The sequence below is a fragment of the Streptomyces sp. NRRL B-1140 genome, assembly GCF_001280065.1.
In the GTDB taxonomy this organism is placed as follows: Bacteria; Actinomycetota; Actinomycetes; order Streptomycetales; family Streptomycetaceae; genus Streptomyces.
Window position 1 is genome coordinate 29,588 of the sequence record NZ_LGEA01000098.1, and the last position, 25,394, is coordinate 54,981.

Consider the following 25,394-nt stretch of genomic DNA (forward strand, 5'->3'; position numbering starts at 1 on the left):
TGCGCGACAAGCCACGACGAACCCGCACCCGCCGACGAACGCTCAACCACCCCGCCGGAACCGCGAAGTCCGATGCACAGGGTCCGTATCGATCTTGGGAATCACGTACTCCCCGACCAGCCGGATCGTCTGCAGCGTCTCCTCCTTCGGCACCCCCACCGGCAACCCGAAACTGAGCTGATCCGCCCCGGCCCGCTCCCACCGCTCACACTGCCGCAGCACCTCGTCCGGATCCCCGCAGATCAGCAACTCCTCCTCGATCAGCACCTCCACGAACTCCTCGGTGTACTCCGGCAGCGTCTCCGGCCACACCGGGAACCCCTCGGGCCGCGGGAAGGTGTCGTGGTACCGGAAGACCAGCGACGGCAGATAGTGCAGCCCCCCGCTCGCCGCGATCCGCAGGGCCTCCGCGTGGGTCGGCGCACAGATCGCCGTGGTCGTCACCATCACGTTGTCGTTCACGAAGTCCCCGACGGGCTCCGCGTCCACGATCGCCGTCTTGTACTGCTCCAGCACCCACTCCATGTCGGAGACCTTCTGCACACTGAAGCCGAGCACGCCGAGCCCCTTCTTCGCCGCCATGGCGTACGACGGCGGCGACCCGGCCGCGTACCACATCGCCGGGTGCGAGCCGCCGTACGGCTTCGGCAGGACCTTGCGCGGCGGCAGCGACCAGTGCTTGCCCTGGAAGCCCTGGTACTCGTCCTGGAGCCACATCTTGGGGAACTCGGCGATGGTCTCCTCCCAGAGTTCCTTGGTGTGGTTCATGTCGGTCACCCCCGGCATGAACCCGAGGATCTCGTGGGACCCGGCGCCCCGGCCGCTGCCGAACTCGAAGCGGTTGCCGCTGAGGTGGTCGAGCATGGCGACCTTCTCGGCGACCTTCACCGGGTGGTTGACCGGGGCGAGCGGGTTGAAGATCCCCGAGCCCAGGTGGATCCGCTCGGTCGCGTGCGCCAGGTAGCCGAGGAAGACGTCGTTGGCGGACAGGTGCGAGTACTCGTCCAGGAAGTGGTGCTCGGAGGCCCAGGCGTACTTGAAGCCGGACTTGTCCGCCTGGATGACGTACTCGGTCTCCTCCATCAGCGCCTTGTGCTCGGCGAGCGGGTCGGTCTCGGCCCGTTTGCCGACGTATCCCTGAACGAAGATGCCGAATTCCAAGGAGGTTCACCGCCCCACGGTCAGTTCTGACGGCGCGTCAGATTATGGCTCCGACTGTTCCACCGGCCCTCCGGGAGCGTCAATACCTGATGGAGTGTCAGATAACGGTGACCCCGGCCAGCCACCCGCCGTCGATCACGAACGGCTGCCCCGTGATGTACGAGGAGTCCTCCGAGGTCAGGAACAGCGCGAGCCTCGCCACCTCCTCGGGCCGCCCCACCCGGCCCAGCGGCACGAGCTTGCGGTACAGCCGGTCGAGGCCCTTCGCCGCCTGCTCCGGATCAGCGTCCGGGTCGAGCCGGGCCGGGTTGGCCATCGCGGTGTCGATCGCCCCCGGGCAGACGGCGTTGACCCGTATCCCGCGGCCCGCCAGCTCCAGTGCGGCGACCCGGGTCAGACCGACCACGGCGTGCTTGGTCGCCGCGTAGGAACCCACCGCGGCCATCCCGGTCAGGCCCGTGCAGGAGGCGGTGTTCACGATCGTGCCCCCGTCGGCCATCTCCGGGGCGACCGCCTTGATGCCGAGCAGACAGCCCACCTGGTTGACCTGCACGACCTGCATGAACTCGTCGAGGGGCGTGTCGAGGAGGCTGTTGAAGCGCAGGATGCCGGCGTTGTTGACGAGCCCGTCGACGTGGCCGTACGCCTCCTTGGCCGCGGCGACGGCGGCCTGCCAGTCGCCCTCCCGGCCCACGTCGAGATGGACGTACCGGGCGCCGATCTCCTTCGCCAGGGCCTCGCCCTGATCGTCGAGGACGTCCGCGACGACCACCCGGGCACCCTCGGCGGCGAAGAGCCTGGCCTCCTGCTCGCCCTGGCCGCGTGCGGCGCCTGTGACGAGGATGACACGTCCGTCGAGCTTGCCCATCAGGACTCCCTTCGCGGCGCATCGGCCGAGGTCAGCGTACCGCTGGAACTGACGGAACGTCAGGTGTTGCGCAAGCGCTTGCGCCAGCAATCGAAAGCGACTGATCAGTAGGGACATTTGACCCTGGGAGGCCCTTGCCGATCCCTCAATACTCCTCGAGCAGAAGGTAAAGACACTCTCAAGGAGAGCAGGCATGGGCAGGAGAAAGTTCAAGAACAAGAAGGTCCGGTTCATCGCGATCGGGTGCTCACTCACGGCCGGTGCGGCCGTCGCCGCCGTATTGCTTCCCTCGGCCAACGCCGCCGGGGAGGAGAAGACGCCCGAGCAGATCGCCTCGATGTGCCAGCGGTCCGCGGTCCTCAACGGGAAGAAGCAGACGACAGCCGATTTCGGAGGCGGACTGGGAGACGGTTTCGCGGCCGACAACTGCGACTTCGTCGAGACCAAGTTCGAAACCTTCGACGGCCCCACGGAAAAGGTGACCGTCGACTTCCCGAACTGTGAACCGAACGCCACCGGACCGTCCAAGGTCACGACCGAGTGGTCGAAGTCCATCGGTCAGGGCGAGGGCAAGTACACCGTCACCCAGCAGGGCGCCCTCGGTGGTCTGTTCGGCGCCCTGAGCGGCTCCTGGGTGAAGCACAAGGGGACGCTGGACATGACCATCAGGACGGCCACCGCCAGCGAGTCGGAGACCCGGGAAGTCCCCGTCGGCAAGGTGCTGCACGTCACGTTCACCCCGAAGATGCAGCGCATGACCGGTGAGTGGCGGGTGCGGATCGACGCCCGCGAGGCGGGCTTCGCCACCAACGCCACACCCGAGCAGAACTTCGTGGCGCCGGAGGTCGTCGAGGGCCCCGTCATCCGGCCCGGGGCAGCCGGCGCGCCGGGCCTCGTGGACGGCACGTCCAAGGCCGTCCTCGAGGACTGCTGACCTCCAGTTCCGTCACCGCGGACCCCCCTGAGTCACCCCCCACGACCCCGTACAGGAGACAGACCATGACACGCGAAGGCCGCAGCAGAAGCCACCGGAGCAAGAAGAAGCGGATCACTCTCACCCTGGCCCCGGTGGCCGCACTCGCGGTGATCGTCCCGCTCATGAACAGCGCGGGGGCGGCCACTCCGGACGAGGTGAGCGCCGACTGCAGCAGCGACTCGGACAAGCTGGAGAACTGCGAGTTCGTCCCCGTACAGGACAAGAAGAACAGCCTGGGCCCCAACGAGCGGGTCACCACGGTCACCGACAACTGCGGCGTCGCCACCGCGGCGACCAAGACCTTCAGCGGCACCGCCTCCGTGCAACGCGTCGTCCAGCTGGAGAACGGCTTCGGCGTGGACGGCAGCACGAAGCTCGGAAATTCCTTCTTCGAGATCGGGCTCAAGTTCAACACGCAGGAAATCAACATCAAGCGTGACGACACCGCGTCCTCCTTCACCTTCAGCAGGAGCGACACGGTGCAGCCGGATCACATCGCCTTCTTCATGTGGTCCCACAAGCGCACCGACGTGAGCGGATTCCTGCGTGCCACCTACAAGGAAGCGCAGGACGGCCAAACGGTGTTCTTCTCCCCGAGTGAGGGATCCACCGCGGTTCACGTCTTCTATCCGCAACTTCTGAAGAACGGAACCCCGGACGGCCGGCTGTGGCTGCGCAACGTCAAGTGCGGCACCCCGCAGGCCGACGGAATTCTGGACAACCAGAACAGCGCCCGCGCCGAACCCGGATTCGAACAGGGTGGGGAAAACGTCACCGACGTGGAAGTCCCGCTGTCGGAGGTGCAGGTGTCGTAACCGACACCGTTTCGTTCTCAGACGCGAAGCACGGGCGCGGCACCCAGCCACCTCAGGACCGCGTCCGTGCTCCCCCTGGCGTCCAGCTTGGCGTAGATGTTGCTGAGGTTGTTGCGCACGGTCTTCTCGCTCAGCCCTAAGCGCAGCCCGATCTCCTGGGCGCCCAGGCCGGTCGAGAGCAGTTCCATGATCTGCCGCTCACGCGGCGCGAGCCGGCCGCGCAGCCGCTCCGTCGCCACGTCCGGGGCGGCTGCCTGCCACTCCCGCTCGCGCAGGGCCGCGCACGCCGCCGGGGAGAGGTAGGTGTGCCCGGCCGGGGCCCCGACGAGGGCCGAGGAGAGCATGCAGGTGCAGTAGTCGCCCTCGACCAGGTACCCGGCGCCTCGCCGGAACACCTCCGCGATGGTCTCGGGGTCCTGGTACGGAGCCACCACGATCACCGGTACCCCGCCCGCCCTCAACGACCCCAGATCGTCCACCGGGTTGGTGGAGTACAGGACCACGGCATCCACCCCCTCCGGTACGTGGAAGGGCGATGACGGGCGCAGCCTCACCGCCCGCTCGACGTACCGGTCGTCCGGGGCGGGCCAGTCGGGATGCGGCCAGGAGCCTCCCGGGCAGGCGAGGGCGACGGAGAGTTTCCGGGAAGTGCGCACGTCATGGTGTCCTTCCGGCGAAGCCGCACGTGTCCGTACGTGTCCGTACGTCCGTACGTACGCGGTCCGGCCGGGACGTGTTCAAGCTTTCAAAAACTTTGCCTACGACAGCAGCGGCGCGACCTCCCCTCCGAACTCCTCCATCTGGTCGATGAGTTCGTCTCGACCACGGCTGCGGAACCGCACCTGCAGCTGGTCCACGCCCATCGCCCGGTAGGCCCGCAGCGACTCGGCGATCACCTCGGGCGGCCCGCTGACCGTCCGCCGCCCGGCCTCCCAGCGCGGCGCACCGACGTACAGGGGCTCGGCGATGGCTCCGATGGCGAACGGCCCCTGGACGCCGGCCTCGTCCCGCAGCCGCCGGATCCGCTCGATCTGCCCCGGCAGCCGGTCACGCGGGTCTCCCTGCGGCAGCCATCCGTCGCCCTTGAGCGCCGCCCTCCGCACGGCGGCCGCCGAGGACCCGCCGACCCACACGGGGACGTGTTCCTGCGCCGGACGGGGCCGCTGCCCGAGCCCCCCGAAGTCGTACAGCTTGCCGTGGTGCTCGGGGAACTCGTCGGGTCCGAGGGCGGCGCGCAGGGCGTCGAGGCACTCGTCGAGCACGGCCCCGCGCTGCCGGAAGTCCACGCCCAGGGCCTCGAACTCCTCCTGGACGTGCCCGGCGCCGACCCCGAGGATCAGGCGGCCGCCCGAAAGGCGGTCGAGGGTGGCGTACTGCTTGGCGGTGAGCAGGGGGTGCCGCAGCCCGACGATGGCGACGTGGCTGAGCAGCCGGACGCGCTCGGTCGCCGCCGCGAGGAAGGCCAGGGTGGCGACGGGGTCGTACCAGACGGTGCTCATCGCGGCGGCGAGCCGGCGCGGGATGCCGACGTGGTCGCAGCTCGCGAGGTAGGCGAAGCCGGAGCGGTCGGCGGCGCGGGCGATCTCCAGCAGGTCCTCCGGCCCGGCCTCCGCCTCCCAGCCCTCGGCGTAGAGGGTGCTCTGCGACTGGACGGGAAGCTGCATCCCGTATCGCAGGCTCACCGGGTGCCGCCGCCGGAGCCCGGCCACAGGCCGTCGGCCGTCAGCCCGAGCAGCTCGATGGCGTTGCCCCGCACGATCCGCTCGACCACGCCGGGCTCCAGGTGCCCCATCTGCGCCTCGCCGACCTCGCGGGACTTGGGCCAGGTGGAGTCGGAGTGGGGGTAGTCGGTCTCGTAGAGGACGTTGCCGACGCCGATGGAGTCCAGGTTGCGCAGCCCGAAGGCGTCGTCGAAGAAGCAGCCGTGGACGTGCTCGGCGAACAGCTCGGACGGCGGCCGGTGCACCTTGTCGGCGACGCCGCCCCAGCCGCGGTTCTCCTCCCACACCACGTCGGCCCGCTCCAGGATGTAGGGGATCCAGCCGATCTGCCCCTCGGCGTACATGACCTTGAGGTTCGGGAACTGCTCGAACTTGCCGCTCATCAGCCAGTCGACCATGGAGAAGCAGCAGTTGGCGTAGGTGATGGTGGAGCCGACGGCGGGCGGGGCGTCGGCGGAGGTGGAGGGCATGCGGCTGCTGGAGCCGATGTGCATGGCGACGACCGTGCCGGTCTCGTCGCACGCCTGGAGGAACGGGTCCCAGCCGTCGGTGTGGATCGAGGGCAGCCCGAGAAAGGGCGGTATCTCGGAGAAGGCGACGGCCCGCACCCCGCGGGCGGCGTTGCGCCGGACCTCCGCAGCGGCCAGTTCGGCGTCCCACAGCGGGATGAGGGGCAGGGGTATGAGCCGCCCGTGCGCGTCCGGACCGCACCACTCCTCCACCATCCAGTCGTTGTAGGCCCGCACGCAGAGCAGGCCCAGCTCGTGGTCCTCGGCCTCGGTGAAGGTCTGGCCGCAGAAGCGCGGGAAGGTGGGGAAGCACAGGGCGGACTGGACGTGGTTCACGTCCATGTCGGCGAGCCGCGCGGTGACGTCGTAGGAGCCGGGCCGCATCTGCTCGTAGGTGATGACCTCCAGCCGGATCTCGTCCCTGTCGTACCCGACGGCGGTGTCGAGCCGGGTCAGGGGCCGCCGCAGATCCTCGTAGACCCACCAGTCCCCGACGGGACCGTCGTCCCCGGGCTGTCCCATGACGGGCTTGAAGCGCCCGCCGAGGAAGGTCATTTCCTTCACGGGGGCCCGGACGATCCGCGGTCCGACGCCCTTGTACTTCTCCGGAAGCCGGTCCTGCCAGACGCTCGCGGGCTCCACGGTGTGGTCGTCCACGGAGATGATCAGCGGAAAGGTGCTGTCGTGGGTGTCCATGGCGCTCACGGTAGCGCTGATCTGACGGGGCGTCAGCTATGCGTGCGCAGGGGCGGGTTCCGGCCGGGATGGCGTGATGTGCACGGTGCGGACGGCCGCGTGCGCAGAGAGTGTGCAGACCTGGTGGACTCCCCCGCGCCGCCCTGTGATCGGCGTCTCCCACGGCTGACGTATCCGCCGCCAACAAGGCAAACTGGCGTGGTTGCTCAGGATGTCTAGGGGGACTGCATGGACGGTGTACCGAACGGTGTGCCGCGCGTACCGGAGCAGCGGCGTCCAGACTCCACGCGCGAGTCGGCGACGACGGCTGGGGCGGCCGGACCCGCGGAGTCCCCGAGGACGGCCGGACCGGCTGAACGGGCCGGACCCGCCGGGTCCGCGGCCCTGCGCTTCGGCGTGCTCGGTCCCGTGCGCGCCTGGCGCGGCGACGACCCCGTCCCCACCGGCTCCCCCCAGCAACGTGCCCTGCTCGCAGCCCTGTTGCTGCGCGGGGGCCGGACGGCCACGGCGGCGGAGCTGATCGACGCCCTGTGGGGCGAGGAACCGCCCTCGCAGGCACTGGCGGCGGTACGGACGTACGCCTCCCGTCTGCGCAAGGTGCTCGGCCCGGGCGGCGAGGCAGGGCGGCCGGGCGGCCCCGGAGCCACCGCGACCGCAGTCCTGGTCAGCGAGTCCGGCGGCTACGCGGTCCGCGACCTCGCCGAAGGCGCCCTGGACCTCGCCGTCGCCCAGGACCTGGCGACCGAGGCGGAGAAGGCCCGCTCCGCCGGGGACCTCTGCCACGCCCGCGCCACCCTGCGCCGCGCCCTCGCCCTGTGGGACGGGGAGACCCTGGCCGGAGTGCCCGGACCGTACGCGGAGGCCCAGCGCGTCCGTCTGGAGGAGTGGCGGCTCCAGCTCCTCGAGTGGTGCCTGGACATGGACCTGGAGCGGGGCTGCCATGCCGAGGCCGTCTCCGAGCTCACCGCCCTCACCGCGGCTCATCCGCTCCGGGAGCGACTGCGCGAGCTGCTGATGCTGGCGCTCTACCGCAGCGGCCGCCAGGCGGAGGCCCTGGCCGTCTACGCCGACACCCGCCGGCTGCTCGCCGACGAACTCGGTGTGGATCCCTGCCCCGGCCTGAGCGAGCTGCAGCAGCGGATCCTCCAGGCGGACCCGTCGCTGGCGGAGCCCTCCTCGCCGGCGCCCGAGCCGGCCTCCGTCCCGGTCCGTCCGGCCCAACTGCCCGCCACAGTGCCGGACTTCACCGGCCGTTCCGGGTTCGTGCGCGAACTCGGCGAGATCCTGGCCTCGGCCGAGGGCCGGGTCATGGCGGTCTCGGCCCTCGCGGGCATCGGCGGCGTCGGCAAGACGACCCTCGCGGTGCACGTGGCCCACCAGGCCCGCACGGCCTTCCCGGACGGGCAGTTGTACGTCGACCTGCAGGGCGCGGGCGCCCGGGCGGCGGAGCCCGAGACGGTCCTCGGGTCCTTCCTGCGCGCCCTCGGCACGGCCGACTCGGCGATCCCCGACTCCCTGGAGGAGCGCGCGGCCCTGTTCCGCTCGGTCCTGGCCGGGCGCCGGGTGCTGGTCCTGCTGGACAACGCCCGCGACGCCGCCCAGGTGCGCCCCCTGCTGCCCGGCACGGACGGCTGCGCCGCGCTGGTCACCTCCCGTACGCGGATGGTGGGCCTGGCGGGCGCCCACCTGATCGACCTCGACGTGATGTCCCCGGACGAGGCCCTGGCGTTGTTCACGAAGATCGTGGGCGAGGAGCGGGTGGCCTCCGAGCGCAAGGCCGCCCTGGACGTGGTGGCCGCGTGCGGTTTCCTGCCGCTGGCGATCCGCATCGCGGCGTCCCGCCTGGCGGCCCGCCGCACCTGGACGGTGTCGGTCCTCGCGGCGAAGCTCGCCGACGAGCGCCGCCGCCTGGACGAACTCCAGGCCGGCGACCTGGCGGTGAAGGCCACGTTCGAACTCGGCTACGGGCAGCTGGAACCCGCTCAGGCCCGCGCGTTCCGCCTGCTCGGGCTGGCGGACGGCCCCGACATCTCCCTCACCGCCGCCGCGGCGGTCCTGGACCTGCCGGTCGAGGACACCGAGGATCTGCTGGAGTCCCTCGTGGACACCTCCCTCCTCGAATCGGCGGCTCCCGGCCGCTACCGCTTCCACGACCTGGTGCGGCTCTACGCGCGTGCCTGCGCGGAACGGGACGAACTCCCGCCGAGCGAACGGGGGGCGGCGCTGTCCCGGCTGCTGGACTTCTACCTGGCGTCCGCGGCGGGCGTGTACGCGATCGAGCGGCCGGGCGACCGGCTGGTGGATCACCTCGAGGCCACGTCGTACCCGGGGCTGCGGTTCGGCGACCGGCACGCGGCGCAGGACTGGCTGTACGCGGAGGCCATGTGCCTCCTGGCGTGCGCACGGCAGTCCGCGGGACGCCCGGAGAGCCTCCCCCGGGCGATCGACATGCTGTGGGCCGCGCACGACCTCTCCGAGTCGGGCGCCAACTCCCGGGAGTACGAGGCGACGGCCGAGGCGCTCGTCGGCGCGGCCCGCTCGCACGGCCTCGGGCGGGCGGAGGCGCGGGCACTGATGACCCTCGTCAACGTCCACCACGTCGGCGGCCGTTTCGAACGGGCCGAGGAGGAGGCGGAGCGGGCCATCCTGCTCGCCCAGGAGTCCGACGACCTGCTTCCCGTCTGCTGGGCCCGCAACGCCCGCGGCATCATCGCGCTGTACCAGAACCGGCACACGGACGGCGAAGAGCACCTCTCCCGGGCCATCGAGCACTTCCGCGCCCTGGGCGACCGTCCCGGCGAGGCCGCCGCGCTCTGCAACCTCTCCCGGATCCATCTCGCGACCGGACGCACGCAGAGCGCTGTCGCACTGGCCCAGGAGGGCATCGACATCTACGACGGCATGGGCAACTCCATGCGCGGGGCGAACGCCCGTTACGCCCTCGGGCTGGCCCTCACCCAGAGCGGGGAGCTGCGCGAGGCGGCCGACCGGCTCCAGGAGGCGCTGGAGGTGTTCCGCGACAGCAGGCAGCGCCTCTGGGAGGGCATGAGCCTGTTCCGGCTGGCCGAGGTGGATCTCGCCGCCCGGCATGCGGCGCGGGCCGCCGCGAACGCCGAGATGGCGCTCACGGTGCTGCGCGGGATCGGCGGCCAGTGGCGGCGGGGCAATGTCCTCACGGTCCTCGGGCGGGCGCTGAGCGGCATCGGCCAGACCGGCCGGGCCCAGGTCTGCTGGCAGGAAGCGGCCGGTATCTACGAGGAGCTGGGCTCGCCCGAGGCGGCCGAGGTGCGGGCGCTGCTGTCCCCGGTGCAGGCGGCCTGAGGGGCCGTCCGGGGCGCCGCCGGGGCGTTCATCATTCGTTTATCGCCTCCCGCCATGATGGACGCAGTCGATCCGTCGCGTCGGGGGGCAGACGGGTCGCCGCACGGGCCTCGCCCTGATGTTCCGGGGTGGGCGGCCCGGGTGGGCCCGTCCGGCCGTCCTCGGGGGAGTGGCCGGCCGGGCCCGCCGACCTCACTGTTGATCGACGCCAGAGGAGTTGACGATCATGGGCGACGAGCTCAAGCCGCAGGACCTGCACGCCACCGGCGAGCCGCTCAAGACCGAGGACCTGCACGCCACGGACGAGCCGCTCAAGACCGAGGACCTGCACGCGACGGACGAGCCGCTGGAGACGAAGGACCTGCACGCCACGTCGGAGCCGTTCAAGCCGACGAAGTAAGCCACCGTTGCACGGGGATCGGCCGCGGCGGCGCGGAGGGGGAGCCGTCGCGGCCGAGGTGTGTCCGCGGGCGGACGGCGTCGCGTCAGAGGGGAACGACCCGCACGCCCGGCCCGCACAGTTTCCCCATGTCGTCCTCGTCGGACGTGAAGAGCACCACGCCCGCGGGCTGTCGGCTCGCGATCACGGCCAGGGCCGCGTCGATCGCGTACTTGTGGCCGTGCAGGCCGGTGTCCTGAAGCAGGGTGACAGCCGCCTCGGCGACCTCCCGGGTCACGGGTTCCACCACGACCCGCGCCATCGCCCATGCCCAGGCCGCCCGTTTCACCCGGCCGTGACAGGCCTCGATCAGCGTCATCGAGCTGGTGACGACGCGGATGCCGGAACGGTGTGCGTCCTTGAGCCGAGCGAGCATCGCCCGGTCGCCCAGGACGACCCGGGACAACGCCTCGCAGTCCAGCACGTAGCAGGACGGCACCACTAGCCCGCCCTCCGGTGTCGCTCACCGGCCGTCCCGGGGTCCTGCTCGGTGAAGTGGCGCTCGAACTCCCTGCGCTCGGCCTCCGCCGAGGCGAGCTCCTCCTCGGTGACGGGGCCGTGCTCGTCTTCCAGCCAGGTCACCAGGTCTCCCAGCCGGTCCTGCTCACGCTGGCGCTCTATGGCCCGCGTCACATAGGCGCTGAAGCCACCGGGCCCGACCTCGTGCCGGATCTCCTCGGCGAGCTCCTCCGGCAGCGTCACGGTGTACTTCTTCGTTACCATACCAATTACCATACCGGCCGGGAGTGCCGTCCGCCCGGCAGAGTGCGCCGCCGGTTCCGGCGCGCGATAGTGGACCCGCGCAGATCACCCGTCGGCCCACTCATGAAGGCGGCCCCCCATGCCCGGCGAGCAGCCCCACCTCTACGAGACCCTCGACGAGCGGTTCCGGACCGGCAGGTGCCAGGCCGGGGACTCGCGGCTGGAGACGCTGTACGAGGGGTGCCGGTGGGCCGAGGGGCCGGTGTACGTGCCCGCCGGGCGGTACCTCGTGTGGAGCGACATCCCCAACGACCGGCTGCTGCGCTGGGACGAGACCACCGGGGCCGTCGGGGTGTTCCGCTCCCCCGCCGGGCACCCGAACGGCAACACCCTGGACGGCCAGGGCCGTCTCATCACCTGTGAGCAGGGCAATCGGCGGGTGACCCGGACCGAGCACGACGGCTCGGTCACCGTGATCGCCGAGCGGTTCCGCGGCAAGCGGCTCAACAGCCCGAACGACGCCGTCGTGAGGTCCGACGGGTCGGTGTGGTTCTCCGACCCCGAGTTCGGGATCGCCACCGACTACGAGGGACATCGCGCCGGGAGCGAGATCGGGGCCCGCAACGTCTACCGCGCCGACCCCGAGCGCGGCGAGGTGCGGCTGGTCGCGGACGGGTTCCAGGGGCCCAACGGGCTGGTCTTCTCGCCGGACGAGCGGCGGCTGTACGTGTCGGACAGCGTCGCCAACCACATCCGGGTCTTCGACGTCGGCGAGGACGGGACCTCGCTCTCGGGCGGCGAGGTCTTCGCCGCGTGCGGGAACGGCAACTTCGACAACATCCGGTTCGACGACCAGGGGCGGCTCTGGGCCGCCGCCATGGCAGGGGGCGTGCACTGCTACGACCCCGACGGCACGCTGATCGGCCGCGTCCTGGTGCCCGGCACCGTCGCCAACGTCCGGTTCGGCGGGGCCCGGCGCAACCGCCTGTTCATCGCCGCCGACACCACCCTGTACTCCCTGATGATGTCGGTCACCGGAACGCCGGCCCTGCCGCTCGGCCGGTGACCGCGTCCCGCAGGGCGCCCTTCACGACCTTCCCGCTCGCGTTGCGCGGCAGCTCCGCGACGAACTCGACGCTTCTGGGGACCTTGTAGTTCGCCATCTCCCTGCGCGACCAGGCGATCAGGTCGTCGGCGGTCAGCAGGGCGCCGGGGCGCCGTACGACGTAGGCCCGGCCGGCCTCCCCGAGCCGGGCGTCCGGCACGCCGACCACCGCCACGTCGGCCACGTCCGGGTGGAGGCCCAGGAGCTGCTCTATCTCGGCCGGGTAGGCGTTGAAGCCGCCGACGATGAACATGTCCTTGAGGCGGTCGGTGATGCGCAGGTTGCCCGCCGCGTCCAGGACGCCGATGTCGCCGGTGCGCAGCCAGCCGTCCTCCGAGAGCACCTCGGCGGTGGCCTGCTCGTCCTCGTGGTAGCCGGTCATGACGTGGAAACCGCGCACCAGGACCTCGCCCGGCACGCCGGGTTCCAGGGGCCGGCCCTCGGGGTCCACGACCCGTAGCTCCGTACCGGGGATGGGCCGGCCCGACGTGGACGCGATCACTGTCGGGTCGTCGCCGCGCCGGCACATCGTGACGACGCCGCTCGCCTCGGACAGGCCGTAGGCGGTGAGGACCGTGCCGACGCCGAGCTCGGTGCGCAGGCGCTCCACGAGACGCAGCGGTATGACGGCCGCTCCCGTCACGACCAGGCGCAGGGCCGTCAGGTCGTGGGCGTCGCGGGCGGGGTGGTCCAGGAGGGACTGCAGGAGGGTCGGGGGGCCGGGGAGCACGGAGACCCGCTCGGCGGCGATGTTGGCCAGGACCGTGGTCACGTTGAACACCGGCTGGGGGATCATCGTCGCGCCCCGCATCAGGCAGGCGATCACCCCGGCCTTGTAGCCGAAGGTGTGGAAGAAGGGGTTGACGATCAGGTAGCGGTCGCCCCGCGTGAGTCCGGCGAGTTCGCTCCAGATGCCGTACGCCCGCAGCGTCTGGCCGTGGGTGATGACCGCGCCCTTGGGGCGGCCCGTCGTGCCCGAGGTGAAGATGATGTCCGAGGGCCAGGTGCCCCGTACGGCCGCGGACCTTGCGCGGACCACCGCCGCCCCCGTCCCCTCCCCCGCGGCCAGGAAGTCCTTCCAGGTCAGGAAGTCCGCCGGGGCGTCCCCGGAGAGGACGACCGCGTGCTTCAGGGCGGGCAGGCCGGGCAGGGGGCCGGTGCCCGGGCCGTCCCCGGCCGCCCTGCGCAGGGACGCCACGTACGACGTGCCGAGGAACGTGCCGGTCACGAACAGCAGCCGGGCGCCGCTGCGGCGCAGGACGTCCGCCGCCTCGGCGCCCTTGAAGCGGGTGTTCAGCGGGACGAGCACCGCACCCGCCGAGACCGCGCCCAGGGCGCCGACGATCCAGTCGAGCGAGTTCGGGGCCCAGACGGCGACCCGGTCGCCCGGTTCCACGCCGGTCGCCAGGCAGGCCGCCGCCGCGCGCTCGACGCGTGCGCCCAGTTCCGCGTAGGTGACGCGGGTGCGCCCCTCGACGACGGCCTCGACGTCCGCGTAGCGCTCGGCCGCCGCCCCGACCAGGTCCGGAACGCTTTCCCATGCCGTATCCGCTCGCACAGCGCGCCTCCCGACGACGTAGGAGCTGACTACCCGTCAGATTATCTGTAATCTGACGGTCTGTCAGCGACAGTTCGGGCCCGGAGGTGCGCGCAGCATGGCAGCAGGATCGGGCGGCCTCAAGGACGCCACCGCCATCGTCGGCATAGGCCAGACCCCCTTCGCCAAACGGCTCCCGGAGGACGAACGCACCCTCGCCTGCCGTGCCGTCCTGGCCGCGCTCGACGACGCCGGGATCGCGCCCGGCGAGGTCGACGCCCTCGCCTCCTACACCATGGAGGAGACCGACGAGGTGGAGCTGGCGAAGGCGTGCGGCTTCGGCGACCTCACGTTCTTCGGCAAGGTCGGCTTCGGGGGCGGCGGTTCGTGTGCCACCGTCGCCCATCTCGCCGCCGCCATCACCGCCGGACAGGCGAGCGTCGGGGTGGCCTGGCGCTCCCGCAAGCGGGGCAGCGGACCCCGGCCCTGGACCAACACCACCGTCCAGCTGCCGACCCCGGCCCAGTGGACCCGGCCGTACGGACTGCTGCGCCCCGCCGACGAGATCGCGATGCTCACCCGCCGCTATCTGCACGAGTACGGCGCCACCCGCGACCACCTGTTCAACGTCGCCCTGGCCTGCCGCAACCGGGCCAACCAGAACCCCGCCGCGATCATGTACGAACGGCCCCTCACCCGCGAGATGTACATGACCTCCCGCTGGATCAGCGAGCCGCTCTGCCTCTTCGACAACTGCCTGGAGACCGACGGGGCACTGGCCTGCGTGGTGGTCCCCGCCGAGCGGGCCCGCGACTGCCGGCAACGTCCCGTGTACGTCCACTCCGCCGCCCAGTCGCTCCCGGCCCAGCACCACGGCATGGTCAACTACTGGAACGACGACCCCCTCACCGGCCCCGCCTGGAGCGCCGCCCGGCACTTGTGGAAGCACTCCGACCTCACCCCCGAGGACGTCGACGTCGCCCAGATCTACGACGCCTTCACGCCCCTGGTCCTGCTCTCCCTGGAGGGCTACGGCTTCTGCGGGCGGGGCGAGGGCGGGGCGTTCACCGAGGGCGGGGCGCTGGAGACCGGCGGGCTGCTGCCGCTGAACACCGGCGGGGGCGGGCTGTCCGAGGCCTACGTCCACGGCTTCAACCTCATCAACGAAGGGGTCAGGCAGCTGCGCGGCACCAGCACCGCGCAGGTTCCGGGCGCCTGTGCCTGTCTGGTCACCGCGGGTGAGGGAGTTCCTACCTCCGCCCTGCTGCTGAGGAATTGAGGAGCCCTTGATGCTGCGTCCCGTACCCGACACCGACGGCGGCCCCTTCTGGGAGTACGCCGCACAGGGCGAACTGCGCGTCCAGGCCTGCGCCGCGTGCGGCGAGTTCCGCTTCCCGCCCCGGCCCTGCTGCCCCCACTGCCAGTCCTTCGCGAGCGAGTGGCGTCCGGTGTCCGGCCGGGGCCGGATCTGGTCGTACGTCGTCGCCCATCCGCCGCTGCTGCCCGACTACGCGGCACAGGCGCCGTACAACGTGATCGTCGTCGAGCTGGACGAGGCGCCCCGCATCCGGCTGGTGGGCAACCTGGTCCCGAGGGCCGGAGCGCCCCTCGGTGCCTTCCCTCCGGAGAACCTGCGCATCGGGGCGCGGGTGCGGGCCGTCTTCCACGACGGCCTTCCCCAATGGGTTCCGGAGCGGTCATGAGCCGTGTGCTCGTCGAGGCCGACCCCGACAGCGGGGTCGCCGTCGTGACGCTGAACCGGCCCGGGCGGCTCAACGCCATCGACCTCGCCATGGCCGACGAACTGGCCTCCACCTGGGACGAGTTGCGGTTCGACGACTCCGTGCGGGCGATCGTCCTCACCGGGGCCGGGGAGCGCGCCTTCTGCACCGGCATCGACCGGGACGTCGTGGTCCCCCAGCCCAACTCGCCCTACGCGCAGGACGATCCGCTGCTCGGCATCGGGCCGAAGGCGAACGACCTGTGGAAGCCGGTCGTCGCCGCCGTGCGCGGCATGGCCTGCGGCGGGGCCTTCTACCTGCTCGGCGAGGCGGAGTTCCTCGTCGCCGACACCACCGCCTCCTTCTTCGACCCGCACACCGCCTACGGCATGGTCAGCGCCTACGAGTCGGTGCTCATGGCGCAGCGCATGCCGTACGGGGAGGTGGCGCGGATGGCGTTGATGGGGACGGCGGAGCGGATCTCGGCCCGGCGGGCGTACGAGACCGGGCTGGTGTCGGAACTCGTGGCGGAAGGAGAGGCGCTGAGGGCGGCGACCGCCTGCGCCGCCGTCCTCGCGGGGTATCCGGCCGAGGCCGTGCAGGGGACCGTGCGGGCGCTGTGGGCCGCGAGCGAGGCGGGCCGGGCGCAGGGGCTCGCACAGGCGCCGCATCTCATCGCACTCGGGAACGCGACGGGCGAGCGGCAGGCCCGGCTGTTCGCCGGGAGGTCGCGGGAGTACCGGTTGCGGTAGGAAATGGTTTCCCCCTACACGCGTATGCTCGGGGCGTGGTTGAGCATCGGATGATCGACGTCAATGGCATACAACTGCACATCGCGGAGCAGGGCGAGGGCCCGCTCGTGGTGCTGCTGCACGGTTTCCCGGAGTCCTGGCACTCCTGGCGCCACCAGTTCGGTCCGCTGGCCGAGGCCGGCTTCCGGGTGGTCGCGCCCGACCAGCGCGGGTACGGCGGCAGCGACCGCCCCGAGGACGTGTCCGCGTACAGCATCCTGCACCTGGTGGGAGACGTGGTCGGGCTGATCCACGCGCTGGGCGAGGAGCGGGCGTTCGTCGTCGGGCACGACTGGGGCGCCCCGGTGGCCTGGCACACCGCGCTGCTGCGGCCGGACGTGGTGCGCGGGGTGGCCGGACTGAGCGTGCCGCCGCCCTTCCGCGGCAGCCGGCCTCCGCTGGAGACCATGCAGGAGCGGTTCGGGGGCCGCTTCTACTGGAACTACTTCAACCGGCCCGGCGTCGCGGAGGCCGAGTTCGCCGACACCCGCACGACCCTGCGCAAGCTGCTGTACTCCGCCTCCGGTGACGCGCCGGGCGCCGGACGGCCCGAGCAGGCCCTGGCCGACCCGGAGCGCGGCTGGCTCGCGGACGCGCCGAACCCCGAGGTGCTGCCCGCGTGGCTCACCGAGGGCGACCTCGACACACTCACCGAGAGCTTCGAGCCGGGCTTCACCGGCGCCCTCAACTGGTACCGCAACCTGGACCGCAACTGGGAGCTGACCGCCCCCTGGCAGGGCGCGGTCGTGTCCCCGCCCGCGCTGTACGTCTACGGCGACCGGGACCTGGTCCCGGCCTTCCCGGGCACGCCGGAACTGATCGAGCGGCTGCCCGGCCTGATGCCGAACCTGCGCCGCAAGCCGCTCGTGCTGCCGGGCTGCGGTCACTGGACGCAGCAGGAGCGGCCCGCCGAGGTGAACGAGGCGCTGATCGAGTTCCTGACGGAGCTGCGGGGCTGACGTCCCGTCGTCCGCGGGCGGCGTCAGTCGTCGACGAGGGCCCGGCCCTCGACCTTGCAGTGGTCGACCGAGTCCACCAGGCCCGGGTCGCCCACCCGGACGTCGACGGTCGCCTTGCCGTTCGCGGGGACCGTGACGTCACCGTGCCGGCTGACGACGGTGATGCCGAGGTCGTTCTCGAAGGTCACCGAGACGGAGAAGTCCGCCGTGCGGCCGTTGGGGTTGCCGACCTCGACGGTCGCGTAGGGGGCCGCCGGGGTCGCGCAGCTCACCAGCCGCGCGGTGCCGTCCTCCAGGGGCTTGCGGCTGCCGGAGCCGGAGGAGGACGTCGGCGTGGAGCCGTAGGCCGGCCTGCGGTGGTAGGAGCTGCCACCGGTGCTGCCGGAGCTGCCGTAGCTGCCGCCGTGGTCATCGTCGTCGGAGCCGTAGGCGCCGCCGCTCGACGTGGACGACCTCGAACTGTCGTGGTCCTGGCCGGCGCTGCTGCACCCGCCGCCTCCACCGCCGCCGTGCCCGTGGCTGCCGCCGCGGCCCCGGCCGGAGGAGAAACCGGTGAGTGCCAGCACCACCAGGACCAGCACCGCCGTGAATCTGAGCCCGCGCCCCCGTGTCTGCATGCCGGAGAGCCTAGTGATCGTCTGTCACGGCCATGTCACCGCGTGGCGACCGGGGCGTGCCCGGCGTAGCGTCGGGGGTGGAAGCGGTGGACGGACCGCTCCCCAACGAACGACGGCCGCCGTCCGGATCCCCTTCCGTACGCCGGTGCGACGGCCGTCCCGGGCCGGTGCGGCGGTCCTGCGGTCGTCCGGGACCCGTCAGGCGGTGCGGGCCGTGCCCGTGCCCTTCTCCGCGTCCAGCGCGTAGACACAGCGGTCCTTGCTGCACGCGTACACCACCCCGTCCCGGACGACCGGGGAGCCGGTGATCTCGCCGCCGGTGGCGAGCTTCCAGCGCAGCCTGCCGTCGTCGGCCTTCAGGGTGTAGAGCAGGTGGTCGGTGGAGCCGAAGTGGATCCGGCCCTCGGCGACCGAGGGGGCGCCCACGATGTCGCCACCCGCCTGGAAGCGCCACTTCGGCGTGCCGGTGACCGCGTCGAGCGTGTAGAGGCCCTTGCCGCTGCCCACGTGGACATGGCCGGCGGCGACCAGGACGGGGTCGACGCAGGAGCGGGACTCGGTGGCGATGCGCCAGCGGTCGCGGCCGTCGGTGGCGTCGAGGGCGTAGACCGTGCCGAGGTAGTCGGCGAGGTAGATGCCACCACCGGTGACGGCCGGGCCGGGGACGAAGGTGGGCGGGCACAGGAACACGGCCGGTGCCTCGAAGTGCCACTTCACGTGCCCGGCGGCCACGTCCAGGGCGAGGACACGGGTGCCGGCGCAGACGTAGACGTAGCCGTCGGGGGCCTGGGTGAGCCGGATCGGGACGCCGCCGCAGGAGGCCGCGTCGCCGATCGGGTACGACCAGCGCTCCTCGCCGGTGCGGGCGTCCAGGGCGCGCAGCCGGGCGTCTTGCCACACGTAGACCGTGCCGTCGTGCAGGACCGGCCCGGCCTCGGGGGACTCGAAGTCGGTCTGGCAGCCGGTGAGCTCCCAGAGCTTCTGGCCGCCGGAGGCCTCCCAGCCCTGCACACCGCCGCCGCGGGTGCCGGTGACGACGGTGCCGCGGCCGGCCTGGAGCGTGTAGACCCAGGCGTCGGTCTGCAGGCGCCACAGGTCGGCGCCCTCACGGGCGTCCAGGGCGAACAGGGTGGGTCCGTCGGAGGCGTGGATCCTGCCCTCCGCGACCGCCATGGACCAGGCGACGTCCCGGGTCTTGAAGCGGCGGCGGCCGGTGGCCACGTCCAGGGCGTGCACCTCGAAGGAGGTGACGTAGACCAGGTCGTCGGCGACCGCGGGGGTGCCCCAGACGTCGTTGGACATGCGGAAGCGCCAGGGCCGCCAGCCGCCTGCCTGCTCCGGCGGCGCGGCCGGGGCCGGGGGTGCGGCGACGGCCGGGCCCACGGCGGGGCCGGTGCCGTTGACGCCGGGGCGGGGCTTGGCCCAGGAGGCGGCGAGGGCGGCCTCGGGAGGGGGCGCCATGACGGCGGCGGCGCGCACGTCGGCGACGCGCGGGCCCGGGCCGATGGGCACCTGCGCGCCGGCCAGCCGGACGGGGCCGGTGTCGGGGCCGCCGGCCGGGGCGGCCACGGACGCGGCGGGCGCCGGCGCCGGGACGACGGGGTCGTGCGCGGGCGGCGGCGGGATGGGCGCGGGGCTCGGGCCGGGGCCAGGGCGTCCGCCGCCGCTGCGGCCGGTGGCCTGGGCGGGCTTGCCGGCCGGGCGGCCGTTGCGGCGGGACTCGATCAGGCCCACGGCCCGCTCGGGCAGCCACGCGGAGGCCGTGCCGCTGTCGTCGGAGCCGGAGCCGAAGAGGTGCGGGGCGAGCTGGGCCTGGAGGTCGGCCGGGTTGGGGCGGGCCGTGGGGTCCATCTGCATACAGGACTCGATGAGCGGCCGCAGCTCGTCCGGGAGTCCTTCGAGGTCCGGGCCCTCGCGCAGCAGCATGAAGACCGTCTCGACCGGGTTGGCACCGTGGAAGGGCGGGTGTCCGGTGGCCGCGAAGACCAGCATCGAGCCCAGGGAGAAGACGTCGCTGGCGCCGGTGACGCTGCGGGAGTCCTTGGCCTGCTCGGGGGACATGTAGGCGGGGGTGCCGACGGCGACGTTCGTCATCGTCAGACGCGTGTTCGACACGCCCGAGGCGATACCGAAGTCGATCACCCGGGGGCCGTCCTCCACGACGAGGACGTTCGACGGCTTGAGGTCGCGGTGCACCAGGCCCGCACCGTGGATGGACTGGAGCGCCTCGGCCACGCCCGCCGCCAGCCAGCGCACCGCCTGGGCCGGCATGGGGCCGCAGTCGTTCACTATCTCCTCGAGGGAGGGCGCGGGGACGTACGCAGTGGCCAGCCACGGCACGGCGGCGCGCGGGTCGGCGTCCACGACCGCGGCCGTGTAGAAGCCGGAGACGGCGCGGGCCGCCTCCACCTCCCGCGTGAAGCGGACCCGGAACAGCTGGTCCTCGGCGAGCTCCGTCCGGACGGTCTTGATCGCCACGCGCCGACCGGATGCCGAACGCGCGAGATAGACCAGCCCCATGCCGCCGGCACCCAGCCGCCCCAGCACCTCGAACGGCCCGATCCGCCGCGGATCGTGCTGCGTCAGCTGATCCACCACTCTGCCTGCCACCTCCCCGTACGAGCCGCGCCAAGCCACATGTTCCACGCGACCTTCGTGCAGCGTCTCACCACCGCACCGCCATGGCGGCACGCACCCCGATTCTTCCTGGCCGGAGCCCTGGTGGCGAACCCGGTGACAATTGGGATGTCTCGGTATGGAAGTGATCGAATAATGACCAAATGATGCGCGCTCAGCGGTGCAGCAGCGCGAAGGAGGCCCCCTGATCGTCCGTGACGACGGCGACCTCTCCGTACGAAGTCGCGAAAGGCGGCGCCTGGACCCGGCCGCCGAGCCGCCGCACGTCCTCCAGCGCGGCCGGTACGTCCTCGACCGCGAAGTGCACGAGGAAGTGGGGCGGCATCCGGTCGGAGAAGACGGTGGTGACGGGGGCCCGGCCGAAGTCGGGCTCGGCCTCCGGCCCGAACAGGGCCTCATGGAAGAGATCGCCGTAGAAGGCGTTGGCCGCCTCGGTGTCCCGGGCGTACAGCTCGACCCAGGCGAAGGTGCCCGGCTCGTGCCGTGCGCCGAATCCGGGGTGGTCCTCCGGCTGCCACAGGGCGAAGACGGCACCCTCGGGGTCGGTGACGAGCGCGGTGACGCCCAGCTCACCGGCCGGCACCGGTGCCGAGACGACCTGACCGCCCGCGTCCCGGATGCGCCGGGCCAGGGCGGGTGCGTCCGGGGTCGCGAAGTACACCGTCCAGACGGTGGGCAGCCGCCCGTCGACCTTGCGGACCAGGGCGGCCACGGGTTCGCCGTCCTTCAGCGCCTGCGCGAAGGAGCCGAACCAGTCCTCGAAGGTCCACCCGAAAAGTTCACCGTAGAACCGCTTGCCCGCCTCGACGTCCGGGAGCTGCGCGTCCACCCAGCAGGGGACGCCCTCTCCGTACACCGATGCCCTGTTTTCGGCCATGCGGACAACGTAACCGCGACTGCCGCACACCGCAGACCAGGCACACCAGCCTCCGCACTCCCTTACACCCCATTTGCAGTCGGCCGAATCGCGCCCCGATCACGCCTCGGTAAGCTGACGTCATGACAGGACAAGTGCGTACCGTCGACGGCCGCGTGGCCGGCCGACGTGGGCAGGCGACCCGGCAGAAGCTGCTCGACTGCCTCAGCGAGATGCTCAGCTCCTCCCCGTACCGGGACGTCAAGGTCATCGATGTCGCCCGGAAGGCGGGTACTTCGCCCGCGACCTTCTACCAGTACTTCCCGGACGTCGAGGGCGCCGTCCTGGAGATCGCCGAGCAAATGGCGACCGAGGGCGCCGCGTTGACCGAGCTCCTGGAGGGCCGCTCCTGGGCCGGCAAGGCCGGCTGGCAGACGGCTCAGGAACTCGTCGACGGCTTCCTGGAGTTCTGGCGCAAGAACGACGCCATCCTCCGGGTCGTGGATCTCGGCGCCGCCGAGGGCGACAAGCGCTTCTACAAACTCCGCATGAAGATCCTCAACTCGGTGAACAACTCCCTCGCGGACGCCGTCGCCGAGCTCCAGGCCAAGGGCCGGGTCGACAAGGACGTGAACCCGGCGGCCGTCGCCGGTTCGCTCGTCGCGATGCTCGCGGCCGTCGCCTCCCACCAGAAGGGTTTCTCCTCCTGGGGCGTGAAGCAGGCCGAACTGAAGCCGAATCTCGCCTTGTTGGTGCACCTGGGCGTCACCGGCCGGAAGCCGACGAAGTAGCGCGGCGCGAAAGCCTTTTACCCAGCCAAGTCCTGTCTGGCAGGCGGTGGTCCACCCCGGTGGACCACCGCCTGTCGCGCGTTCACGCCCCGCGTCCTACCTCCGTACGAGCCGGAAGACGCGGATCTCCCGCTCCACCCGCGCCTGGTACGCCGCGTACGGCGGCCAGAACGCCAGCAGCGCCTGCCACGCCGCCGCCCGCTCCTCCCCCGCCAGCAGCGAGGCCGTGACCGGGACGTCCCGGCCCTTGAAGCTGATCTCCGCCTCGGGATGCGCGAGGAGGTTGTGGCTCCAGGCAGGGTGCCCCGGCCGTCCGAAGTTGGACCCGACCAGGATCCACCGGCGCCCGCCGTCCTCCGGCATGCAGGCCAGCGGGGTACGACGGGGCTGCCCGCTCCTCGCCCCGGTCGAGGTCAGCACCACGCCGGGCAGCATGTGCGCGCTGAGCAGCACTTTTCCCCGGGTGAGGCGGTGGACGGCCCGGTCGAGGGCGGGTATCACGTGCGGCGCCACCCGCGCGAACCCCCGGGTCGACGACACCTTCTGCACCATGCGTGCGCCCCTCATGTGCCGGCCTCCTCGAAGACGTGGGCCGCGTCGGCCGCGTGCGCCCGCAGCCGGTGCACCGGCCCGAACAGCAGCTCGTCGCCCGCGGCGCGCTTGAAGTACAGGTGAGCCTCGTGCTCCCAGGTGAATCCGATGCCGCCGTGCAGCTGGATCCCCTCGGCGGCGGCCCGGCGCAGCGCTTCGAGCGCCTGGGCGAGGGCGAGAGCGCCGGCCCTTTCCTCACCGGCCGGGGCGGTGGCTCCGGCCGCGGCCCAGGCCGCGTAGTACGCCGCCGAGCGGGCCGCCTGGACCTGGACGTACGCGTCGGCCAGCCGGTGCTTGACCGCCTGGAAGGAGCCGACCGGCCGCCCGAACTGCTCGCGCTGACCCACGTATTCGACGGTCCGCTCCAGCACCCGGGCGGCGGCCCCCACCGCCTCGGCGGCGAGGCAGGCGGCGACGGTGCCGCCGAGCCCGGCGAGGGCGGCGACGGCGTCGAAGTCCTCATCACCCAGCAACTCGGCCCGCGTATGGCGCAGTTGGATTCTGCCCTGCGGGCGGGTCGCGTCCAGTGCGGTCTGCCGTGCGCGGGTGAGACCGGCGGCGTCCGCGCGCACGAGGAAGAGCAGCACCCGGGAGCGGGCGAATCCCCCGGTGTGCGCGGCGACCACGAGCAACCCCGCGCTGTGTCCGTCGAGGACCTGGTCGGCCTGCCCGTACAGCTGCCAGCCACCCTCCGCCCGCCGGGCCTGCACGCCGCCGGCCCGTCCCCCGCCGGCCCACCGCCCGCCCCGGTCGTGGCCGGTGAGCGCGAGGGCGGTGGCGAGGGCGGGTCCCGGTATGGCGAGGGCGGCGGTGAGTTCGCCGGAGGCGACGCACGGCAGGAGCGCGGCCCGCTGGGCGCCGGTGCCGAGGGCGAGCAGCAGCGGGGCGGCGAGGACGGCGGTGGCCAGCAGCGGGGTGGGGGCGAGGGCCCGGCCCGTCTCCTCGCAGGCCAGCGCCAGTTCGGTCACGGTGCAGCCCGTGCCGCCGTGGCTCTCGGGAAGGGCCAGTGCGGGCAGGCCGAGGTGGCCGGCGAGGAGGGCCCACAGGGCGGGGTCGTGCCCGGCAGGGGTGTCGACGGCGGCCCGCAGCTCCTGGTGACCGCACCGCTTGCCGAGGAGTTCGCGCAGGGTGCGGCGGATCTCGTGCTGTTCGTCCGTGAAGCGGGCGTCCATGGGGGGCACCTCTCTCCGCATCTGACGGTGCGTCATATTAGGGCGCCGGAAAGGGGAAGCCCAGAGCCCTGCCGCACCCGACCACATCTGATGTACCGTCAGATTCATGGTGGCCCGGAGGAAAGCGGCCGTCGTCGGCGTGGCCCTGTCGGACTGCGGCCGGGTGGACGACGCGACCCCGTACGCCCTGCACGCCCAGGCGGCCCGGCGCGCCCTGGCCGACGCGGGCCTGGACCGGTCGCTGGTCGACGGCTTCGCCTCGGCCGGCCTCGGCACACTGGCGCCCGTGGAGGTCGCCGAGTACCTGGGCCTGCGCCCCAGCTGGGTCGACTCCACCTCCGTGGGCGGCTCCACCTGGGAGGTCATGGCGGCCCACGCGGCGGACGCGATCGCGGCCGGGCACGCCCGCGCGGTGCTGCTCGTCTACGGCTCGACGGCCCGCGCGGACGTCCGGGCCGGCCGCCGCACCGGAACCCTGTCCTTCGGCACGCGCGGCCCCCTGCAGTTCGAAGTCCCCTACGGCCACACCCTGATCGCCAAGTACGCCATGGCGGCCCGCCGTCACATGATCGAGTACGGCACGACGATCGAGCAGCTGGCCCAGGTCGCGGTACAGGCCCGGGCCAACGCGGCCCTCAACCCCGAGGCGATGTTCCGCACGCCGATCACGGTCGACGAGGTCCTGGCCGGGCCCGTGATCGCCGACCCCTTCACCAAGCTGCACTGCTGCGTCCGTTCCGACGGCGGGGCGGCGGTGCTGCTCGTGGCGCAGGAGTACGTACCGGACTGCCGTACAGCGCCGGTGTGGGTGCTGGGGAGCGGGGAGTCCGTCTCGCACGCGGCGATGTCCGAGTGGCCGGACTTCACGGTCTCGCCCGCGGCGGTGAGCGGGAGGCTGGCGTTCGAGCGGGCGGGGGTACGCCCCTCGGAGATCGACTTCGCCGAGCTCTACGACGCGTTCACGTACATGACGCTGGTGACGCTGGAGGACCTCGGTTTCTGCGGGAAGGGCGAGGGCGGGGCGTTCGTGGAGAAGGGGCGGCTGCGGGTGGCGGGCGGTGAGCTGCCGGTGAACACCGACGGGGGCGGACTGTCGGCGCAGCACCCCGGGATGCGGGGGCTGTTCCTGCTGGTGGAGGCGGTGCGGCAACTGCGCGGGGAGTGCGGGGAGCGGCAGGTGCGGCGGAGCGACGGTACGCTCCCGCGGCTGGCGGTGGCGTCGGGGACGGGGGGCTGGTTCTGCTCGTCGGGGACGGTGGTGCTGGGGGCGGGGTGAGGGGTGGGGCCGCTGCGGGCGGTGCGGCGGCTCGGCACCACGTACGCGCGGGCCCCGTGGCGGCCGTTGCCGGGCTGCGGCCACTTACGCTGCACGGTCGTTGGACACCAGCAGCGACCAGCGATCGGAGACC

The 25,394-nt window shown here is 72.3% G+C and carries 24 protein-coding genes; 11 read left to right on the forward strand and 13 right to left on the reverse strand.

Annotation, left to right across the window (positions count from 1 at the left end; all coding sequences use genetic code 11):
- Positions 1-42 precede the first annotated feature (42 nt).
- The gene (locus tag ADK65_RS18500) at positions 43-1,161 is read right to left on the reverse strand and encodes an LLM class flavin-dependent oxidoreductase (protein WP_053671347.1); all 1,119 of its coding nucleotides are present in this window, start codon (positions 1,159-1,161) and stop codon (positions 43-45) included.
- Positions 1,162-1,258: 97 nt separating this feature from the next.
- Complete coding sequence (locus ADK65_RS18505; protein ID WP_053671349.1) at positions 1,259-2,029, reverse strand: SDR family NAD(P)-dependent oxidoreductase; 771 nt, start codon at positions 2,027-2,029, stop codon at positions 1,259-1,261.
- A 193-nt stretch (positions 2,030-2,222) separates the two neighbouring features.
- On the opposite strand from ADK65_RS18505, the gene ADK65_RS18510 reads away from it, so the two are divergent.
- Positions 2,223-2,963 carry a hypothetical protein gene (locus tag ADK65_RS18510; protein ID WP_199825660.1) on the forward strand — a complete coding sequence of 247 codons (741 nt, stop codon included), beginning with the start codon at positions 2,223-2,225 and terminating at the stop codon, positions 2,961-2,963.
- A gap of 65 nt (positions 2,964-3,028) precedes the next feature.
- Complete coding sequence (locus ADK65_RS18515) at positions 3,029-3,820, forward strand: hypothetical protein (RefSeq protein WP_053671351.1); 792 nt, start codon at positions 3,029-3,031, stop codon at positions 3,818-3,820.
- A gap of 17 nt (positions 3,821-3,837) precedes the next feature.
- On the opposite strand, the gene ADK65_RS18520 is transcribed toward ADK65_RS18515, so the two are convergent.
- The 3 genes from ADK65_RS18520 to ADK65_RS18530 form a co-directional block, all read right to left on the reverse strand.
- On the reverse strand, positions 3,838-4,476 hold the full coding sequence (locus ADK65_RS18520) for a response regulator transcription factor (protein ID WP_053671353.1): 639 nt from the start codon (positions 4,474-4,476) through the stop codon (positions 3,838-3,840).
- Between the two features lie 102 nt (positions 4,477-4,578).
- On the reverse strand, positions 4,579-5,484 hold the full coding sequence (locus ADK65_RS18525) for a TIGR03619 family F420-dependent LLM class oxidoreductase (RefSeq protein ID WP_053671479.1): 906 nt from the start codon (positions 5,482-5,484) through the stop codon (positions 4,579-4,581).
- Positions 5,485-5,498: 14 nt separating this feature from the next.
- Positions 5,499-6,746 (reverse strand): amidohydrolase family protein, encoded by a 1,248-nt coding sequence (locus tag ADK65_RS18530; RefSeq protein ID WP_053671355.1) that lies wholly within the window; start codon positions 6,744-6,746, stop codon positions 5,499-5,501.
- Positions 6,747-6,974: 228 nt separating this feature from the next.
- On the opposite strand from ADK65_RS18530, the gene ADK65_RS18535 reads away from it, so the two are divergent.
- Together ADK65_RS18535 and ADK65_RS38875 are read left to right on the forward strand one after the other, a co-directional pair.
- A complete protein-coding gene (locus tag ADK65_RS18535) occupies positions 6,975-10,067 on the forward strand; it encodes an AfsR/SARP family transcriptional regulator (protein ID WP_053671357.1) in 3,093 nt (1,030 codons plus the stop codon).
- A gap of 226 nt (positions 10,068-10,293) precedes the next feature.
- A complete protein-coding gene (locus ADK65_RS38875) occupies positions 10,294-10,467 on the forward strand; it encodes a hypothetical protein (protein ID WP_199825661.1) in 174 nt (57 codons plus the stop codon).
- 85 nt (positions 10,468-10,552) lie between these two features.
- On the opposite strand, the gene ADK65_RS18540 is transcribed toward ADK65_RS38875, so the two are convergent.
- Both ADK65_RS18540 and ADK65_RS18545 read right to left on the reverse strand, forming a co-directional pair.
- Positions 10,553-10,882: a hypothetical protein gene (locus ADK65_RS18540; protein ID WP_420709049.1), complete on the reverse strand. Its 330-nt coding sequence runs from the start codon at positions 10,880-10,882 to the stop codon at positions 10,553-10,555.
- Between the two features lie 65 nt (positions 10,883-10,947).
- Entirely contained in the window at positions 10,948-11,229 is a 282-nt protein-coding gene (locus ADK65_RS18545; protein ID WP_053671359.1) for a hypothetical protein, read from the reverse strand.
- Positions 11,230-11,347: 118 nt separating this feature from the next.
- Here ADK65_RS18545 and ADK65_RS18550 point away from each other — a divergent pair, with 118 nt between their 5' ends.
- Positions 11,348-12,274, forward strand: a complete 927-nt coding sequence (locus ADK65_RS18550) for an SMP-30/gluconolactonase/LRE family protein (protein WP_053671361.1) — start codon at positions 11,348-11,350, stop codon at positions 12,272-12,274.
- Here ADK65_RS18550 and ADK65_RS18555 read toward each other — a convergent pair.
- On the reverse strand, positions 12,240-13,871 hold the full coding sequence (locus ADK65_RS18555; protein ID WP_053671362.1) for a FadD3 family acyl-CoA ligase: 1,632 nt from the start codon (positions 13,869-13,871) through the stop codon (positions 12,240-12,242). The two genes, ADK65_RS18550 and ADK65_RS18555, sit on opposite strands and share 35 nt — an antisense overlap.
- A 97-nt stretch (positions 13,872-13,968) precedes the next feature.
- On the opposite strand from ADK65_RS18555, the gene ADK65_RS18560 reads away from it, so the two are divergent.
- Genes ADK65_RS18560 through ADK65_RS18575 form a run of 4 tightly spaced genes read left to right on the forward strand, consistent with a single transcriptional unit; the run spans position 13,969 to position 17,321 of the window.
- On the forward strand, positions 13,969-15,129 hold the full coding sequence (locus ADK65_RS18560) for a lipid-transfer protein (protein ID WP_053671364.1): 1,161 nt from the start codon (positions 13,969-13,971) through the stop codon (positions 15,127-15,129).
- Positions 15,130-15,139: 10 nt separating this feature from the next.
- The gene (locus ADK65_RS18565; RefSeq protein ID WP_053671366.1) at positions 15,140-15,553 is read left to right on the forward strand and encodes a Zn-ribbon domain-containing OB-fold protein; all 414 of its coding nucleotides are present in this window, start codon (positions 15,140-15,142) and stop codon (positions 15,551-15,553) included.
- On the forward strand, positions 15,550-16,323 hold the full coding sequence (locus tag ADK65_RS18570; RefSeq protein WP_234352910.1) for an enoyl-CoA hydratase/isomerase family protein: 774 nt from the start codon (positions 15,550-15,552) through the stop codon (positions 16,321-16,323). The genes ADK65_RS18565 and ADK65_RS18570 overlap by 4 nt, the downstream gene beginning before the upstream one ends.
- 50 nt (positions 16,324-16,373) lie before the next feature.
- On the forward strand, positions 16,374-17,321 hold the full coding sequence (locus ADK65_RS18575; RefSeq protein WP_053671370.1) for an alpha/beta fold hydrolase: 948 nt from the start codon (positions 16,374-16,376) through the stop codon (positions 17,319-17,321).
- 23 nt (positions 17,322-17,344) lie between these two features.
- Here the strand turns inward: ADK65_RS18575 and ADK65_RS18580 are convergent, their stop codons facing one another.
- The 3 genes from ADK65_RS18580 to ADK65_RS18590 all read right to left on the reverse strand — a co-directional run bounded on the left by ADK65_RS18580 (position 17,345) and on the right by ADK65_RS18590 (position 21,452).
- Positions 17,345-17,938 (reverse strand): hypothetical protein, encoded by a 594-nt coding sequence (locus ADK65_RS18580; RefSeq protein ID WP_053671372.1) that lies wholly within the window; start codon positions 17,936-17,938, stop codon positions 17,345-17,347.
- Positions 17,939-18,136: 198 nt separating this feature from the next.
- Positions 18,137-20,536, reverse strand: a complete 2,400-nt coding sequence (locus ADK65_RS18585; protein ID WP_053671373.1) for a PQQ-binding-like beta-propeller repeat protein — start codon at positions 20,534-20,536, stop codon at positions 18,137-18,139.
- Between the two features lie 193 nt (positions 20,537-20,729).
- Positions 20,730-21,452: a VOC family protein gene (locus ADK65_RS18590; protein WP_078956040.1), complete on the reverse strand. Its 723-nt coding sequence runs from the start codon at positions 21,450-21,452 to the stop codon at positions 20,730-20,732.
- Between the two features lie 122 nt (positions 21,453-21,574).
- On the opposite strand from ADK65_RS18590, the gene ADK65_RS18595 reads away from it, so the two are divergent.
- Positions 21,575-22,222 carry a TetR family transcriptional regulator gene (locus ADK65_RS18595; protein WP_167345935.1) on the forward strand — a complete coding sequence of 216 codons (648 nt, stop codon included), beginning with the start codon at positions 21,575-21,577 and terminating at the stop codon, positions 22,220-22,222.
- A 96-nt stretch (positions 22,223-22,318) separates the two neighbouring features.
- Here the strand turns inward: ADK65_RS18595 and ADK65_RS18600 are convergent, their stop codons facing one another.
- Positions 22,319-22,789 (reverse strand): nitroreductase family deazaflavin-dependent oxidoreductase, encoded by a 471-nt coding sequence (locus ADK65_RS18600; protein WP_053671377.1) that lies wholly within the window; start codon positions 22,787-22,789, stop codon positions 22,319-22,321.
- The gene (locus ADK65_RS18605; RefSeq protein ID WP_053671379.1) at positions 22,786-23,985 is read right to left on the reverse strand and encodes an acyl-CoA dehydrogenase family protein; all 1,200 of its coding nucleotides are present in this window, start codon (positions 23,983-23,985) and stop codon (positions 22,786-22,788) included. Before ADK65_RS18605 ends, ADK65_RS18600 begins: the two co-directional genes overlap by 4 nt.
- Before the next feature lie 106 nt (positions 23,986-24,091).
- Here ADK65_RS18605 and ADK65_RS18610 point away from each other — a divergent pair, with 106 nt between their 5' ends.
- A complete protein-coding gene (locus ADK65_RS18610; RefSeq protein WP_053671380.1) occupies positions 24,092-25,261 on the forward strand; it encodes a thiolase C-terminal domain-containing protein in 1,170 nt (389 codons plus the stop codon).
- Positions 25,262-25,394 lie beyond the last annotated feature (133 nt).